Here is a 14,930-nt window from a genome sequence, read left to right as displayed (position 1 = left end):
CGGTCACGGAATGGCCGTGTTCACTTGTGCTGATCGGCCTTGAAGGCATACCAGCCCTTCTGAAGCCCGCGTATGCAACTCGGACCGAATCTACCTGTGACCGGCGGCTGCAACTATGGCCAAAAGTCCTCTATTCCTGCCGAAGGTCCTCGCGATCTGGGTCGAAAGGCCCTTTCGTGAGGCTGCCTATCTGCTGACACTTGCAATGGCACTCAGTCACGCGGAGCAAGTATTCGGGACGCACGCGGTGTGAAGGGGCGTGGACAGTGGACGACATCAAACGCGCGGTCGTCACTGGCACGGTTGTGACCACCCAGGTTGATGACAGCACAGTACCGGTTGCGCGATCGAGCCCGGACCGCAGTGCCCGTATCGATCCACGCTGTATTCCGAATACTTTTTCCCCCAACCGATTTGACGACAGATGTCGTAAGGGGATCTCGATGGTGATCATCCCGAACGGGCAGGCGAGCCCGGCGCAGTTCGGTCTGTGCAAGCAGTGTGGGACATCAACGCAGGAGCAAAAGGCCTCTGAAGCCGCTCAGCGGCGACGCTTCTCCGGCCCAATGGTTAAGGCCCTCGGTCTGGTGAGTGTGCTTGCTGCCGCGGTGGTGACGACGGTACTGGTGGTCGAGAGGCAACATGACGAGCAGCAGTCGGCCCCCGCTGCGACAACGGCTTCGGCGATCCGCGAGTGGTGGGCCGACAGTCGCACCGATTTCATCGCATTGCGGATCGCACTGGACGATTCGCAGGAAGCGTTGCAGCAGGCCGACGTTGGCGTGTTGAAGGCGTCGTGCCAGAAGATGCATGATGTGGCCGCCGTTGACCTCGCTGTCCGCATGCCGACGCCCGACGCGAGGCTGACCACCGAACTGAAGGCCGCGACCGACGATGCACATAACGCTGCGCACATCTGTCTGTCCACCATTGCCGGTGCCATGATCAGCTATCGGGCCGAGTTCGATACCGACCTCGATCAGGCCTACAAACACCTGACTGCCGCCCGCGAGATCGTCGACCGCGTCGTCAGTGATACCCGCTATGCCTAGCTGCTACAGGGGGAGAGGTGCTCGAATGAGGTCGCATCGTCGGTAACGCGCCGGGACGGCTACGGCTGGCCACTGCGGTTCGAGGCAGCGCGGGACGGAACGATCATCACCGGGCACGGTGCATGATGAATGAGGGTATGGCTGGTCGAACCCAGGACGGAACCCACAAATTCACTGCGGCCGCGACTGCCGACGACGATCAGCTGCGCATCGTGAGCCCGGTGCATCAATGCCCACGCCGGCCGGCCTGTGGTGACCGCGCAATGGGTGACAACCTCGGGATGGCGTTCGTTCCATCGTGTTATGCGCTCAACCAGCGATTGTTCCTGCTGCGCTTGATAAGCCAGCCACCAGTCCGGTTCGGACGGCGAATCCGTGAGGCTGCCGGGCAATTCGCCACAACTGAAAACGGCGGTCAGATCAGCAGCACGCAGCGCCGCTTCCTCGAACGCCCACTCAGTGGCATTGTCCGCTGCCTCAGAGCTATCGACACCTACGACAACAGTCTGTTGCTGGTCTTCTCGGGAAACGCGCTCTGCCCCACGCACAACGACCACCGGGACGTATCCATGCGCGCTCACGGATACCGCTACCGATCCGGCATGGACGGCGCCCTGCGCTTCAGCACGGCTCGATCCCACAACCGCCAGCAGTGCCTCTCGCGACAAGGCAATCAGCGCCGGAAGCGGTCTGCCCACGATCCACGATGTCTCGACTGCCACCTCCGGGCACAGCCCAGCCACCTTCTGCTGGGCTTCGGCCAGCAAGTCGACGGCCCTGGACTCCAGGTACTTCAACATTCTGTGCTGCGACCACGGGCCTAACTCGGTCTCTGCCTCGCTGGCGTCCACGACGTGCACCAGTCGCAACGCGACGCGTCGTCGTTGCGCCTCTCGTGCCGCCCATGCGGCTGCCTCGAGCGCGGACATCGATCCGTCGACGCCGACAAGTACATGGGCGGTGCTGCCAATCTCATTTGCCATTCTGAGCAATAGAATTCCCTCGATCTCGTCTCGGCTGTGTGACATCGCGGTCACCCCAAGGGCGGCATGTCGCTGCGTTCACCGGCGGTCGGTACACCCCAAATCCACTGCTGTTCAGAGAAACTGAACGATTGTGCACGGCGGGTACGTTTCACGGAGCAGGTCAGGGTGCGACTCCTTTCCGATCAGATCGCCATATCTAGATTGGGGCACCCGGGAGGGCCGGGTGAAGGGTCCTTGGTCCTCAAGATCGACGCCTCTCGACCGGCTCTCGCGAACCGCTCGCTGCCGGGCTACCGCGGCCGGCTTCCACCGGGGCCGCAGGCGCGAGCGTCAAGTCAATAGGGTCTTTCGGCCCTACCCGCCGACAGGGGGACCGCCGGTACCGTTTGTGGACATTAGGCGGCGATATGTAAACCGTCGGTGAGCAGGGAGGTCGAGAATATGGCTCGGACCAAGGTGGTCAGGCGCTGGCGCAAGAACATGGACGTCAGCGACGACATTCAGTACACCGACATGCTCGCGACACTGTCCGAGGGGTCGGTGCGCCGCAACTTCAATCCATACAAGGACATCGAGTGGGACACAGCGGCATTCGCGGTCAAAGCGGACGACCCACGCTGGATCTTGCCCGGATCCGACCCGATCGGCGCTCATCCCTGGTACCAGAACCAGCCGGCCGACCGGCAGATCGAAATCGGGATGTGGCGTCAGGCCAATGTCGCCAAGGTCGGGGAGCAGTTCGAGAACATCCTGATCCGTGGCCTGATGGAGTACTCGTTCTGGGTTCCCAATGGCTCACCGGAGTACCGGTACTGCCTGCACGAGTCGATCGAAGAATGCAATCACAATCTGATGTTCCAGGAGATGGTGAACCGGATCGGCATGGACGTGCCCGGGATGCCGCGACTGCTCAAGTGGCTGCAGCCGCTCATCCCGTTGACCGCAGGCCCGCTGCCCATCCCGTTCTTCTTCGGCATCCTTGCCGGCGAGGAGCCCATCGACCACACCCAGAAGAACGTCCTGCGTGAAGGCAAGGCCCTGCACCCGATCATGGAACGGGTCATGGCGATCCACGTCGCCGAGGAAGCCCGACACATGTCCTTCGCGCACCAGTACCTGCACAAGCGGGTGCCAAATCTGCCCTGGCACCAGCGCCTGCTGCTGTCGCTGTTCGTGCCCCTGACCATGCGCATCCTGTGCTCGGCGATCATCGTGCCGCCGCGCGCGTTCTGGAAGGAATTCGACATCCCGCGCTCGGTGCGCAAGGACCTGTTTTTCCGTGCACCCGAGTCCCGCAAGATATTGCGCGACATGTTCGGCGATGTCCGCATGCTGTGTCACGACACGGGCCTGATGAACCCGGCAGCCAAGCTGATGTGGAAGGTCTGCAAGATCGACGGGCCGCCGAGCCGTTACCGCAGCGAACCGCAACGCCAACACCTGATCCCGGTCGCCTGAGATGTCCGACAAAGAACATTTCGACGTGTTGATCGTCGGTGCTGGGATCTCGGGCATCGGCGCCGCTTACTACCTGCAACGGGAGCATCCGGGACGTAGCTACGCGATCCTGGAGGCTCGCGATGCGCTCGGTGGTACGTGGGATTTGTTCCGCTATCCCGGGATCCGGTCGGATTCGGATCTGCATACCTTCGGTTATGAGTTCAAGCCCTGGCGTGATGAGTACGCGATCGCGACTGCGGACAAGATTCTGGCCTATCTGCGTGAGACGGTCTCGGAGAACGGCATCGACGGCCATATCCGGCTCCACCACAAGGTGCTGGGTGCGGCGTGGGATTCGGCGACGGCGCGATGGACGGTGGATGTCGAGCGGAGCGACAGTGAGGGGGCGGATCCAGAATTGGTTCAGGTCTCGGCGAGCTGGCTGTTCTGTGGCGGTGGGTATTACCGCTATGACCAGGGCTACACCCCGCAGTTCGAGGGCGCGGACCGGTTCGGCGGGCAGATCGTGCATCCGCAGCACTGGCCGCAGGATCTGGATTATGCGGGCAAGAAGGTGGTGGTCATCGGTAGTGGGGCAACCGCGGTCACCTTGGTGCCGGCGATGGCGGGTACGGCTGCCCATGTGACCATGTTGCAGCGGTCGCCGACGTATGTGATGCCGGTGCCGGCCAAGGATGCGTTCGCCAATATCGCCAAGCGGTTATTGGGGCCGGAGCGTGGATATGCGTTGACACGGCGCAAGAACATTCTCAAACAGCGTGGTGTTTATACGTTTTGTCAGAAGTATCCGCGGGCAGCGCGGGCGGTGATCCGGTGGTTCAACGCCCGCGAGCTGCCGGCTGGCTATCCGGTGGATGAGCATTTCAGTCCACGGTATGACCCGTGGGATCAGCGGTTGTGTGCGGTGCCCGATGGTGATCTGTTCGGTGTGCTCGGCGATGGCAGCGCGTCGGTGGTGACCGACCGGATCTCGACGTTTACCGAGAAGGGAATCCTGCTGGAGTCCGGTCGTGAGCTGGAGGCCGACATCATCGTCACCGCAACCGGATTGAACATCCAGTTGCTCGGCGGCATGACGCTGAGCGTGGATGGGCAGTCGGTGGACCTGCCGCAGACCGTCGCGTACAAGGGCATGATGCTGTCAGGGGTACCCAACTTCGTGTTCGCGTTCGGCTACACCAACTCGTCGTGGACGCTCAAGATCGACCTGCTGTGTGAACACTTCTGCCGGATGCTGACCCACATGGACCAGCACGGCTACGACACGGTGCGGCCGATCGCCGACCCGGATGTGGGAACGTTGCCGTTGCTGGACTTCTCGGCCGGCTACGTGCAGCGCGCACTGGCCGACATGCCTCGCCGGGGCGTCGACAAGCCGTGGGTGATGTCGATGAACTACACCTACGACGCTGAGCTGCTGCGCAACGGCCCGGTGGTCGACCCGAATCTGAAATTCGAGACGGCTGCGGCGATGACAGGTTCGGAGACAGCCCAGCCTCTACCGCATTCGGCAGGTTGACCTCACTCGAGCGCCGTCGGCGAGCGGTCCGACGCTGGCAGTCCCGTCGACAATGAGCCTGAAATGGCTCGATGAAAGGGTTTTCGGACTTGGCACGGTGGACAGCAGCCATGCAGGAGAGTGCGCGGCAGAGACGCATCGGCCAGGCGTGCGCGGCTGCGGCGGCCGCCGTGCTGCTGGCGACGTGCGGCAGTGAAGGGGACAACAGACAGGCGACCGCGGCAGCCGCGCAACGGGTCACAGACGCACCGACTGGCACGTCTGCAGCAGCAGAGCGGAACTGTGCTCAGGTCGAGGTCAACCGGTGGATCGATGTCCCCACAGTCGCCGGGGAACCGGCGATGCGGCTCCCGCAGCCACCGAACTGGGAATCAGAATCCGACTTCATCAAGCCGCCGATGAAGCTGGTGCTGCGCAACAACACCCTCGCCGACAGCCTAGGGGTTCCGGCGATCACTGTTGCCACCGGTGAGGTCATCGGGCCCGACAAATCTGCCAGTGACGCGTTGGACGACAGCATCGAAGGGTTCGAAAACGTTGGTGCTCAGAACATCACGCAGCGGGCAATCGCGGTGTGCGGATACTCCGCCCGCAGAGTCACCTACACAGCCGAAAGCGTGAGTGCCTCCGTGGTCGCTGTTGCTGTTCCCGTCAAAGGCGCTATGTCCGTCGTGATCGTCGCTGCACAGAGCGTGACACCGCTGAACCCCACATTCCGAGCGGATTCGGAACTCATCTTGTCTGGGATGCAGATCGCGTCCTGACCAGGACCGAGAAAGCGGGTGAGCGTTCTTGGGCGTCACACGGCGGTCCGCAGCCAACATGGTCGCCCGGGAAACTCTGGCTTGGCCGCAGGCAAAGGCCCTCAGGAGTTGGGGACTTCAGTCCCTAGCGACAGCGAGCGGTGTGGTGGTCGAATTGATCTGGCTGACCGGCAGCCCCGAAAGGAGCATTCGTGAGTTGCCTTCCCGCACCTTCGTCGCGCGCCCTCACGGATGCGGAAATACTTGTCAGTCCGATGAATACCTGCCGTCCGCCGACGCCTGAGTCGGCCTTCCCGGACTGGCGTTCACGTAGTAGCTGCCGCGACGTCGACCCGACCGTATTCTACGGTCCGGATCGCGAGAGGGCCGCGGCTCGGAGACAACGTGTGGCCAGGGCCAAGGCGATCTGCCAATCGTGTCCCGTCAGACGCGCCTGCCTCAGGCAATCGCTCAGATTCTCTGAACCGCACGGAGTCTGGGGAGGGCTGACAGCTGATGAACGTAGCGATGTGCTGTCGGAGACGTCTCCCAGAAGCAATGACGGGGCGAGCCCTGCGACGTAGCGGGACTGGGCCAGTTCAAGTCGCCTGCTGATTTCCTGCTCTTGACGTCCGCTGCTCCCGTCACGGATTCTGGGACCTGATGCCGAAGTCGTGGCCCCACAGGCTGACTGCGGTGGATTCGCGGGCGATCCAGCCGTCGTCGTCGACGTACAGTCCTTCGCAGCCGAATTCGAGGTCGAAGCCGCCGGGAGTCTTCATGTAGAAGGACAGCATCTCGTCGTTGACGTGCCGACCCAGCGTCGCTGAAATCGGGACCTTGCGGCGAAGCGCGCGGTCCAGGCACAGGCCCAGGTCGTCGCTGTTTTCCACCTCGATCATCAGATGCACAATCCCGCTGGCGGTCTGAGCCGGCAGCACAGCCAGGCTGTGGTGGCGGGGGTTGACCCCCAGGAACCGCAGCCAGGCTGCTGGGCCGTCGACGGGCCGGCCCACCACCTGCGGTGGTAGCCGCATCGAGTCGCGTAGCTGGAAGCCGAGCACATCGCGGTAGAAGTGCAGTGACTCGGCGTCCTCGCGGGCGGTCAACACTACGTGTCCCAGGCCCTGCTCGGCGGTGACAAACCGGTGGCCGTAGGGGCTCACCACCCGGCGATGCTCGAGGGCCGCACCGTGGAAGATCTCCAGGGTATTGCCCGATGGATCCTGTAGCTGGATCAGCTGATCGACCCGACGGTCGGCGAGCTCTGACCCGCCCGCCTCACGGTAGCGCACGCCCGCACGGTCCAGACTGGCGCGGACATCCTGCAGCGCTTCGGCATTCGAGGTCTCCCACCCGGATGCCAGCAGCCTGTCGCGTTCACCCGGAACGATGACCAGCCTGGCCGGGAACTCGTCCATGCGGAGATACAGTGCGCCCTCGGTGAATCCGTTGCCCTCCACCATTCCGAGCACTTTCAGCCCATACTCACGCCAGGCCGTCATGTCGGTGGCCTCGATGCGCAGATACCCGAGCGAGGTGATACCTGTCGCCGGGGTTTTCCGTGCGGCGGTCATGTGTCAGACCATCGTGTCGGCCGGGGGCAGGCCGAACTCGTTGTTGCCGAAGATCAGGTAGGCACGCTCGGGATCGTTGGCGGCGTGCACGCGGCCGGCGTGCGCGTCACGCCAGAACCGCTGCACCGGAGCGTCATTGGACAGCGCGGTGGCCCCCGAGGCCTCGAAGAGGCGGTCGATCGAGGCGATCGCGCGGCCGGTGGCTCGTACCTGATCGCGACGGGCGCGGGCCCGCAGCTCGAACGGGATCTCCTCGCCGGCGACCAGTAGCGCGTACTCTTCGGCGACGTTGCCGGACAGCTGACGCCAGGCGGCGTCGATGTCGCTGGCGGCCTCGGCGATCCGGATCTTGGCGAACGGATCGTCCTTGGCCTTCTCGCCGGCGAAGGCCGCACGGACACGCTTGCCCTGGTGCTCGACGTGCGCGTCGTAGGCGCCGTAGGCCATGCCCACGATCGGGGTCGAGATGGTGGTGGGATGGATTGTGCCCCACGGCATCTTGTACACGGGAGCGGTGTTGGTCTCGTAGCCGCCGGCGGTGCCGTCGTTCATCGCCTTGTAGGACAGGAAGCGGTGCTTGGGCACGAAAGCGTCCTTGACCACAAGGGTGTTGCTGCCGGTGCCGCGCAGGCCGACCACGTTCCAGACGTCGTCGATCTTGTAGTCGCTGATCGGGATCAGGAAGCTGCCGAAGTCGACCGGCCGGCCGTCCTTGATGACCGGGCCACCGACGAAGGCCCAGGTGGCGTGCGCGCTCCCGGACGACCATTGCCACGAGCCGGAAACCAGATACCCCCCGTCGACGGCTTGTGCCGTACCCATCGGGGCGTAGGACGATGACACCCGTGCGGCCGGGTCGTCGCCCCAGACATCTTCCTGAGCCTGCTGATCGAACAGCGCCAGGTGCCAGTTGTGCACGGCCAGTACGCCGGCCACCCAGCCGGTGGAACCACAAGCGCTGGCCAGCCGCCGGACCGCCTCGCAGTAGACCGTCGGGTCGCACTGCAGGCCACCCCACTGTTCGGGCTGCAGCAGCTTGAAGAAACCAACGTCTTCCAGCGCCTTCACGTTCGCATCGGGCAGCTTGCGCAGATCCTCGGTCTCCTGAGCGCGCTCACGCAGCAGCGGCAACAACTCGTCGACGCCTGACAGAACTGTTCGGGTGTCCCGAACGGCCTGGGTAATACCTTGCTGGACAGAAGTCACTGAACTGCCTTCCCAACGCTGGGCTGATTGAGGCCAAGGCCTGTTGAGACCGTGGTCGGGGTGTCTCGTTGTCGGAGGTTCTCCGCGACTTCGTTGCGCCAGTACTCGTTGGCGGCAGCGGTATCGACTTCGTACTCGAAGCGATCGGTCATGTCCGCGGTGACCTCCGCGACGTCGACGTAGAACTGCTCGTACCACCGTCGCAGCTGATAGACCGGCCCGTCCTCCTCGACCAGAAGTGGATTGTCGATGCGGGTCTTGTTCTTCCAGATCTCCACGTCTTGCAGGAAGCCGCTGCTGACACCGTCGGTGAACGCCCGCAACAGCATCTCGGTCGCCTCGGCACTCAGACCTTGCGGTCGGCGCACCATGATGCCCCATTGCAGCACAAAGGAATCCGCTGTGACGGGATAGTGGCAGTTGACCAGGATCGCTTCCACTTGGTAGCCGCCGTAGCTGTTGTGCAGCCGGTTGATCATGAACGACGGTCCGAAGTAGGACGCCTCGGAGTCCAGGACCTGCTCACCCGCGTAGTGGGAGCCACCCAGGTTGACGTCGGGCCGCCCGATCGTCCGAAGGTACTGGGACGCTACCTGACCTTCGAACACATTCTTGAAATAGGTCGGAAACCCGAAATGGATGTAGTAGAAGTGCGCCATATCGACGATGTTGTCGACGATCTCACGGCAGTTCGAGCCGATGAGTTCGGTGCGCCAGGACCATTCCGTCCAGCCTTCGTCCCGAAACTCCGGAATGTCTGGAATGTCCAGATTCGGTGACGGGGTACCCCCCTCCGGGTCATGCCAGACGAAAAGGAGACCCGCACGGACACTCGAATTCCACACACGTGTACGAGCAAGTCGGGGAGCGCGCTTTGCATATGGCACCTGTGTGCAGCGGCCATTGCCTGCCCACCTCCAGTCGTGGAAGGGACACGCAACGGCATCGCCTTTGACGTCACCTTGGGAAAGATCGCCGCCGAGATGCCTGCAGTACGCATCGAGCACGTGTACCTCGCCCTGACTGTCGGCGAAGACGACCAGCTTTGTCCCGAATGCGCTGATCGAATGCGGCTTGCCGTCCTGAAATTCCGACAGCATGCCGAGGCAGTGCCAGCCCCGGGCAAACCGCGTCGGCGTCGCTCCGACGTCGATCTCCCGCACCGCGACACCAGCCGAATCGTTGGTCAAATCCGTCACCTCCAGCCACACAACGGCTAACTAGAACACGTTCCTGAAACTGCTAGATCGCTACGCTAAGTGCAGGTTGCGGCGGTACAATAGGGACGAAGGTCCCTAGTTTTGTGACCTCTCGCGGTGGCCTCGACCGGAGCCGCCCCTGTCGGTCTGTTCCACTGGTGTGCAGCCAGTTCCGTCCCGCAGCTGCCGAACTATCCTGTCCTGCAGAGTCATTCGTGCAGCAGGCATCATTCTGGATTCCAAGGCAGGTCATGACGCGAAAGATGCTGAGCCGCATCGGAGGCGAAGGACTTCACGGGGACAACTCGCTGGATCTCAGGCAAGTCTCTCGGCATTGCGAGCGGCGCGACTGAGCCTGCGCTCCTTGGCGGCGTCGAACTTTGCGCAGGATTCTTCGAGTTTCTCGATCAGGACACCCAGATCGTCCCGTGCGCGTGCTCCGTCGCCCGTGAAATCCTCGCGTTCGAAGATGCGCCATTTCCTCAGCTGCGGCATCACGACCTCCTCCAGGTGGACGCGGGGATCGTAGATGCCGCCGACGGCGATGGTGACCGCCTTGCGGCGAAACGCTGGAATGGTGTAGCCGGGCATCGTGAAGTTGTTGAGAATCCGGTACACCGATGCGATGGCCTGATTCGGCGCAAGTTCGAAGCCCGCCGCCGAGATGTCCCGGTAGAAGAGCATGTGCAGGTTCTCGTCGGCCGAAACTCGTTGCAGGAGTTGGTCGGCAATCGGATCGTTGCAGGCCTTGCCGGTGTTGCGGTGTGACACTCGGGTGGCCAGTTCCTGGAAGCTCACGTACAGGACGGAATCGAAGAGGCTGTTGGCGAACAGGTCGCCCTGCTGATTCTGGCCGGGGGAGAAGCCGCGGGTGACCTGCTCGACGCGCAGTTCTTCGAGTTCGATGGGATCGCTGGCACGGGTAACCACGAGGTAGTCGCGCAGGGCTACGCTGTGCCGGTTCTCTTCGGCGGTCCAGCGGTTGACCCACTGGCCCCACGCACCGTCCATGCTCATATTCATCGCGATCTCGCGGTGATAGGACGGCAGGTTGTCCTCGGTGAGCAGGTTGACCACCATGGCAACCCGGGCAATCTCGGACAACTGAGACTGCTCGGGGTGCCAGTCCTGGCCGCCCAGGGCGTAGTAGTTCTTGCCGTCCGACCACGGGATGTAGTCGTGGGGATTCCATTCCTTCATCATCGACACGTGCCTGTTGAGCAGGCGCTCTGCCACCGGTTCCAACTCATGCAGCAACCGCAGATCGTTCGAGTCCTTCGGCAAAATCACTCCTGACCACGTACCTGTTACTTGCGGTTTCATTTAATGCGTCGCGTTGAAACGCGGGTAGGGACTTTTGTCATCGCTCGTTCTCGTGGGAGAAGCCGGCCAATCGCCGGTCAGCCGCATCCAGGGCTTCACCGGCCCGGTTGCGCTACCCCCGATCCCGGAGGGGGTAACGGTGAAATCGAGCCAGGCGGTGCGGGTCAGCTCCACCATCACTGACGGCACCGGTGGCAACATCGCAACCGTCCGGTACGTGTACCGGGCACTGCTCGACGACTCGCACACGGTCACCGTGGCCTACACCGGCCAGATCCGCCCAGGTCCGCTCCGTGACATCGACCCCGCTCCGGCCAACCACCTGTTCAGCCAGGCGCTGGTAGCGCTGCCAACCGCCTGACCGTCATCGAACGGCATTGCGGCAGTTCCAAATCCAACGACTCGAGCCGGCGCGACAATCGCCCGACGAGCTCACGCCTCGGGGTCGGCCTCAGCGGCATAGACGCCGAGCAGGTCACGGGCGGAGACGATGCCCACCAAGACACCTGAGCGCTCCACCAGGATGTGCCGGATGTGGCGGTCGGTCATCCGAACGGCCACTTGTTCGACGGTGTCGGAAGCCTCGCACCAGACCAGATTCGTGCTCGCCACGTCGACCGCGGGCACCGACGCCGGATCCTGATGGGCGGCGACGACACGTACGACGTCACGTTCACTCACCAGTGCTGCCGGCCGGTCCTCGTCGCCGACCACCACCGCGCCGATCCCGGCCTCGGCGATGGCCTCCGCCACCATGGCGACCGTCGCCTCGGAGGGCACCCGAACCACTGCGTCACCGACGAGATCCGCGACGGAGATCAAACCCGCTGATAGAACGTTGACCATGGCACGATCGTGGCACCTCGTACCGGCCGCCGGTAGGGACTAAAGTCGTCTCGTCTTCAGCGACATCAGCTGTTCAATCGCCGCATGGATCCCAATGCCTGCCGATGCGGTAGGGGCCCGTCTTGCAGCCCGTCTCCGTATAGTCGATGAGGTCGGCTAATAAACGAGCGGCAGATGATCTTTGGAGGCGGTATGGCAGGACGACCCATGCACACATTCCAGGTTGTGCATCGCGAGCAGCTGACTCCCCACATGGTCAGGTTGGTACTGGGTGGATCGGGTGACGGGACGGGCTTCGACACGTTCTCGCCCAACGACTTCAGCGATGCCTACGTCAAAGTCGTCATCGTCCCTGCTGTCGTCGATGTGTCGGCGCTGCCGAAACCCTTGACGCTGGACAGCTTTGAGGAGTTGCCCACCGAACTGCGCCCGACGGTCCGGACCTACACCGTGCGCAAGTTCGACAAGGAACGTGGCGAGATCACGATCGACTTCGTCGTGCACGGCGAGCAGGGCGTCGCGGCGCCCTGGGCTGCGGCAGCGGTGCCGGGCCAGCCCGCCTACCTGATGGGGCCCAGTGGGGCCTATACCCCGGACCCGGCCGCCGACTGGCACCTGCTGGCCGGTGACGAAGCCGCTCTGCCGGCCATCGGTGCGGCCCTGGAGGCCTTGCCCGCGGATGCGACCGGCAAGGTCTTCATCGAGGTCGCCGGCGATGAGGACGAGATCGAGCTCGCCGCTCCGGCCGGGGTCGAGGTCAACTGGATTCATCGCGGTGGGCGCGCCGACCTGGTCGGCGAGGACAAGGCCGGAGACAACGCACCGCTGATCGCGGCAGTCAAGGATGCGGCCTGGCTACCGGGTCAGGTCCAGGTGTTCATCCACGGCGAGGCTCAGGCCGTCATGCACAACCTGCGTCCCTACATCCGCAAGGAGCGCGGCGTCCCGGCGAAATGGGCCGGGTCGATCTCGGGGTACTGGCGCCGCGGGCGTACCGAGGAGACTTTCCGGCAGTGGAAGGCCGAGCTGGCGAAAGCGGAGGCCGACACCGCGGGCTGAGGCCAGGTGGCAAGGTAGCCGTCATGGCCTATGGCGACTATCAACTCGAGATCTACCTGCAGGGGCTGTCCGGCGTGCTGCCGGCCATGCCGATGGACTACGCGGCGCTGGAGGCCAAGGCCCAGGCGGCCATGCCGGCCTCGATCTGGTCCTACGTGGCCGGCGGGGCCGGTGACGAGCGCACCCAGCAGGTCAACCGCACCGCGTTCGACCGGTGGGGTCTGATGCCGCGCATGCTCAACGCCCACCGGGAACGCGATCTGTCCGTCGACCTGTTCGGGCTCACGCTGCCCACGCCGTTGTTCATGGCTCCCATCGGCGTGCTGGGGATCTGTGGGCAGGACGGTCACGGGGACCTGGCCGGGGCCCGTGCCGCCGCGCGCACCGGGGTGCCGATGGTGCTGTCCACGCTCACCGAGGACCCGCTCGAAGACGTCGCCGCCGAATTCGGCGACACCCCAGGCTTTTTCCAGCTGTACACGCCGACCGACAAAGATCTGGCCGCCAGCCTGGTGCAGCGCGCCGAGAAAGCCGGATTCAAAGGCATTGTCGTCACGCTCGACACGTGGGTGCCCGGCTGGCGGCCGCGGGACCTGGCCACCTCGAACTTCCCGCAGCTGCGCGGCAAGTGCCTGGCCAACTACACCAGCGATCCGGTGTTCCGCGCCGGTCTGCAGCAACCGCCCGAAGAGAACCCGCAAGCCACCGTCCTGCGATGGGTCAGCCTGTTCGGCAACCCGCTCACCTGGGACGACCTGCCGTGGCTGCGGTCACTGACCAATCTGCCGCTGATCCTCAAGGGCATCTGCCACCCCGATGACGTCCGGCGAGCCAAGGACGGTGGCGTCGACGGCATCTACTGCTCCAATCATGGTGGGCGCCAAGCCAATGGCGGTATCCCCGCGATCGACTGCCTGCCCGGGGTGGTCGAGGCCGCCGACGGGCTGCCGGTGTTGTTCGACTCGGGCATCCGCAACGGTGCCGACATCGTCAAGGCGCTCGCACTGGGCGCCACCGCGGTCGGAGTGGGGCGCCCCTATGCGTACGGGCTGTCGCTGGGCGGCGCCGACGGCATCGTGCACGTGCTGCGGTCGCTGCTCGCCGAGGCCGACCTCATCATGGGTGTCGACGGATACCCGACGCTCGCCGATCTCACGCCCGAGGCGCTGCGGCGGGTCGACTGATCTCCGTAACGCATCTTCTTTGCCCCGTTGGGGTGGCGCTCGGGCTCGACCGCCACCCCAACGGGACGGTCCGCGGATAGAGATGCAGACAAAGACGCAGTTCATCGTGTCTGGCCAATGATTATTCATCGGTGTAGCATTTTCCTTCATGAGTGTAGAAACCGTCCGCGAGCGGGCCGCCCACCTGGGCCCCGAGCGGCGGCGTCCGCAGGTGCTGGATGCGGCCCTGGCGATTGCGGTGAACGAGGGGATCGCCGCAGTCACGATCGGCGCGGTGGCTCAGCGACTCAAGGTCACCCGCCCGGTGGTGTACTCATGCTTTCCCGACCGGGTCGAATTGCTGAGGGCCTTGCTCGAGCGGGAGCTGGCCCTGCTGGTCCAGGGGGCGATCGATGCGCTGCCGTATGGCCGCGCGGACGCCGACGAGACCGTCTTCGTCGAGGGCTTCCAGGCGCTGCTTGAGACGGTCGCCGGCCGGCCTGATTCCTGGCGGCTCGTGATGAGTGCCGACCCGGATCCGGCCGTGGCCAAACACTTCCGCAACGGTCGCGTGGTGATGGTCGGCAAGGTATCCCGGCGGCTCGCGCCCACCCTCGAACGTTGGGGGACCACCGACGCCGACAAGAAGCTGCCGGTGCTGGTCGAGCAGTTCGTGTCCACCTGTGAAGGCGCGGTGCGGACGCTGTTGCATGACGACGGAAGAGACTGGACCCCAACCACATTGGGTGAATTCATCGGATCGGCCACCTACCGGGCGTTTCGTACCGCCTGATCC

15 protein-coding genes are annotated in these 14,930 nt (G+C 64.0%); 9 read left to right on the top strand and 6 right to left on the bottom strand.

Going from position 1 to position 14,930, the window contains the following annotated elements; translation table 11 throughout:
• Window positions 1–266 precede the first annotated feature (266 nt).
• Window positions 267–1,052: a hypothetical protein gene (locus ACNQVK_RS24675; protein ID WP_418031616.1), complete on the top strand. Its 786-nt coding sequence runs from the start codon at window positions 267–269 to the stop codon at window positions 1,050–1,052.
• 59 nt (window positions 1,053–1,111) lie between these two features.
• Here the strand turns inward: ACNQVK_RS24675 and ACNQVK_RS24670 are convergent, their stop codons facing one another.
• A complete protein-coding gene (locus ACNQVK_RS24670; RefSeq protein ID WP_418031615.1) occupies window positions 1,112–2,035 on the bottom strand; it encodes a universal stress protein in 924 nt (307 codons plus the stop codon).
• 444 nt (window positions 2,036–2,479) lie between these two features.
• Here ACNQVK_RS24670 and ACNQVK_RS24665 point away from each other — a divergent pair, with 444 nt between their 5' ends.
• The 4 genes from ACNQVK_RS24665 to ACNQVK_RS24650 all read left to right on the top strand — a co-directional run bounded on the left by ACNQVK_RS24665 (window position 2,480) and on the right by ACNQVK_RS24650 (window position 6,345).
• Window positions 2,480–3,496 (top strand): AurF N-oxygenase family protein, encoded by a 1,017-nt coding sequence (locus ACNQVK_RS24665; RefSeq protein ID WP_418031614.1) that lies wholly within the window; start codon window positions 2,480–2,482, stop codon window positions 3,494–3,496.
• Window position 3,497: 1 nt separating this feature from the next.
• On the top strand, window positions 3,498–5,018 hold the full coding sequence (locus tag ACNQVK_RS24660) for a flavin-containing monooxygenase (RefSeq protein ID WP_418031613.1): 1,521 nt from the start codon (window positions 3,498–3,500) through the stop codon (window positions 5,016–5,018).
• 398 nt (window positions 5,019–5,416) lie between these two features.
• Window positions 5,417–5,782 carry a hypothetical protein gene (locus ACNQVK_RS24655; RefSeq protein WP_418031612.1) on the top strand — a complete coding sequence of 122 codons (366 nt, stop codon included), beginning with the start codon at window positions 5,417–5,419 and terminating at the stop codon, window positions 5,780–5,782.
• Between the two features lie 254 nt (window positions 5,783–6,036).
• Entirely contained in the window at window positions 6,037–6,345 is a 309-nt protein-coding gene (locus ACNQVK_RS24650; protein WP_418034304.1) for a WhiB family transcriptional regulator, read from the top strand.
• Window positions 6,346–6,405: 60 nt separating this feature from the next.
• On the opposite strand, the gene hsaC is transcribed toward ACNQVK_RS24650, so the two are convergent.
• From hsaC to ACNQVK_RS24630, 4 genes are all read right to left on the bottom strand, one after another.
• Window positions 6,406–7,338 (bottom strand): iron-dependent extradiol dioxygenase HsaC, encoded by a 933-nt coding sequence (gene hsaC, locus ACNQVK_RS24645; protein ID WP_418031611.1) that lies wholly within the window; start codon window positions 7,336–7,338, stop codon window positions 6,406–6,408.
• A gap of 3 nt (window positions 7,339–7,341) precedes the next feature.
• Window positions 7,342–8,544, bottom strand: coding sequence for a 3-hydroxy-9,10-secoandrosta-1,3,5(10)-triene-9,17-dione monooxygenase oxygenase subunit (hsaA, locus tag ACNQVK_RS24640; protein ID WP_418031610.1), 1,203 nt, complete (start codon window positions 8,542–8,544; stop codon window positions 7,342–7,344).
• Window positions 8,541–9,734 carry a Rieske 2Fe-2S domain-containing protein gene (locus ACNQVK_RS24635; RefSeq protein ID WP_418031609.1) on the bottom strand — a complete coding sequence of 398 codons (1,194 nt, stop codon included), beginning with the start codon at window positions 9,732–9,734 and terminating at the stop codon, window positions 8,541–8,543. Before ACNQVK_RS24635 ends, hsaA begins: the two co-directional genes overlap by 4 nt.
• A 324-nt stretch (window positions 9,735–10,058) precedes the next feature.
• A complete protein-coding gene (locus tag ACNQVK_RS24630; RefSeq protein WP_409552926.1) occupies window positions 10,059–11,066 on the bottom strand; it encodes an acyl-ACP desaturase in 1,008 nt (335 codons plus the stop codon).
• Window positions 11,067–11,205: 139 nt separating this feature from the next.
• Between ACNQVK_RS24630 and ACNQVK_RS24625 the strand changes: the two genes are divergently transcribed.
• The gene (locus tag ACNQVK_RS24625) at window positions 11,206–11,427 is read left to right on the top strand and encodes a hypothetical protein (RefSeq protein WP_418031608.1); all 222 of its coding nucleotides are present in this window, start codon (window positions 11,206–11,208) and stop codon (window positions 11,425–11,427) included.
• Window positions 11,428–11,498: 71 nt separating this feature from the next.
• Here ACNQVK_RS24625 and ACNQVK_RS24620 read toward each other — a convergent pair whose 3' ends face one another.
• On the bottom strand, window positions 11,499–11,912 hold the full coding sequence (locus ACNQVK_RS24620) for a CBS domain-containing protein (protein ID WP_418031607.1): 414 nt from the start codon (window positions 11,910–11,912) through the stop codon (window positions 11,499–11,501).
• Between the two features lie 192 nt (window positions 11,913–12,104).
• Here ACNQVK_RS24620 and ACNQVK_RS24615 point away from each other — a divergent pair, with 192 nt between their 5' ends.
• From ACNQVK_RS24615 to ACNQVK_RS24605, 3 genes are all read left to right on the top strand, one after another.
• The gene (locus ACNQVK_RS24615; protein ID WP_418031606.1) at window positions 12,105–12,971 is read left to right on the top strand and encodes a siderophore-interacting protein; all 867 of its coding nucleotides are present in this window, start codon (window positions 12,105–12,107) and stop codon (window positions 12,969–12,971) included.
• Between the two features lie 23 nt (window positions 12,972–12,994).
• The gene (locus ACNQVK_RS24610; RefSeq protein WP_418031605.1) at window positions 12,995–14,155 is read left to right on the top strand and encodes an alpha-hydroxy-acid oxidizing protein; all 1,161 of its coding nucleotides are present in this window, start codon (window positions 12,995–12,997) and stop codon (window positions 14,153–14,155) included.
• A gap of 148 nt (window positions 14,156–14,303) precedes the next feature.
• Window positions 14,304–14,927: a TetR/AcrR family transcriptional regulator gene (locus tag ACNQVK_RS24605; protein WP_418031604.1), complete on the top strand. Its 624-nt coding sequence runs from the start codon at window positions 14,304–14,306 to the stop codon at window positions 14,925–14,927.
• Window positions 14,928–14,930 lie beyond the last annotated feature (3 nt).

The organism is Mycobacterium sp. 134 (genome assembly GCF_048282715.1).
Classification (GTDB): Bacteria; Actinomycetota; Actinomycetes; order Mycobacteriales; family Mycobacteriaceae; genus Mycobacterium; species Mycobacterium septicum.
The sequence above is the reverse complement of the archived record's forward strand: the minus strand, read 5'-3'. Positions and strand labels throughout refer to the sequence as shown.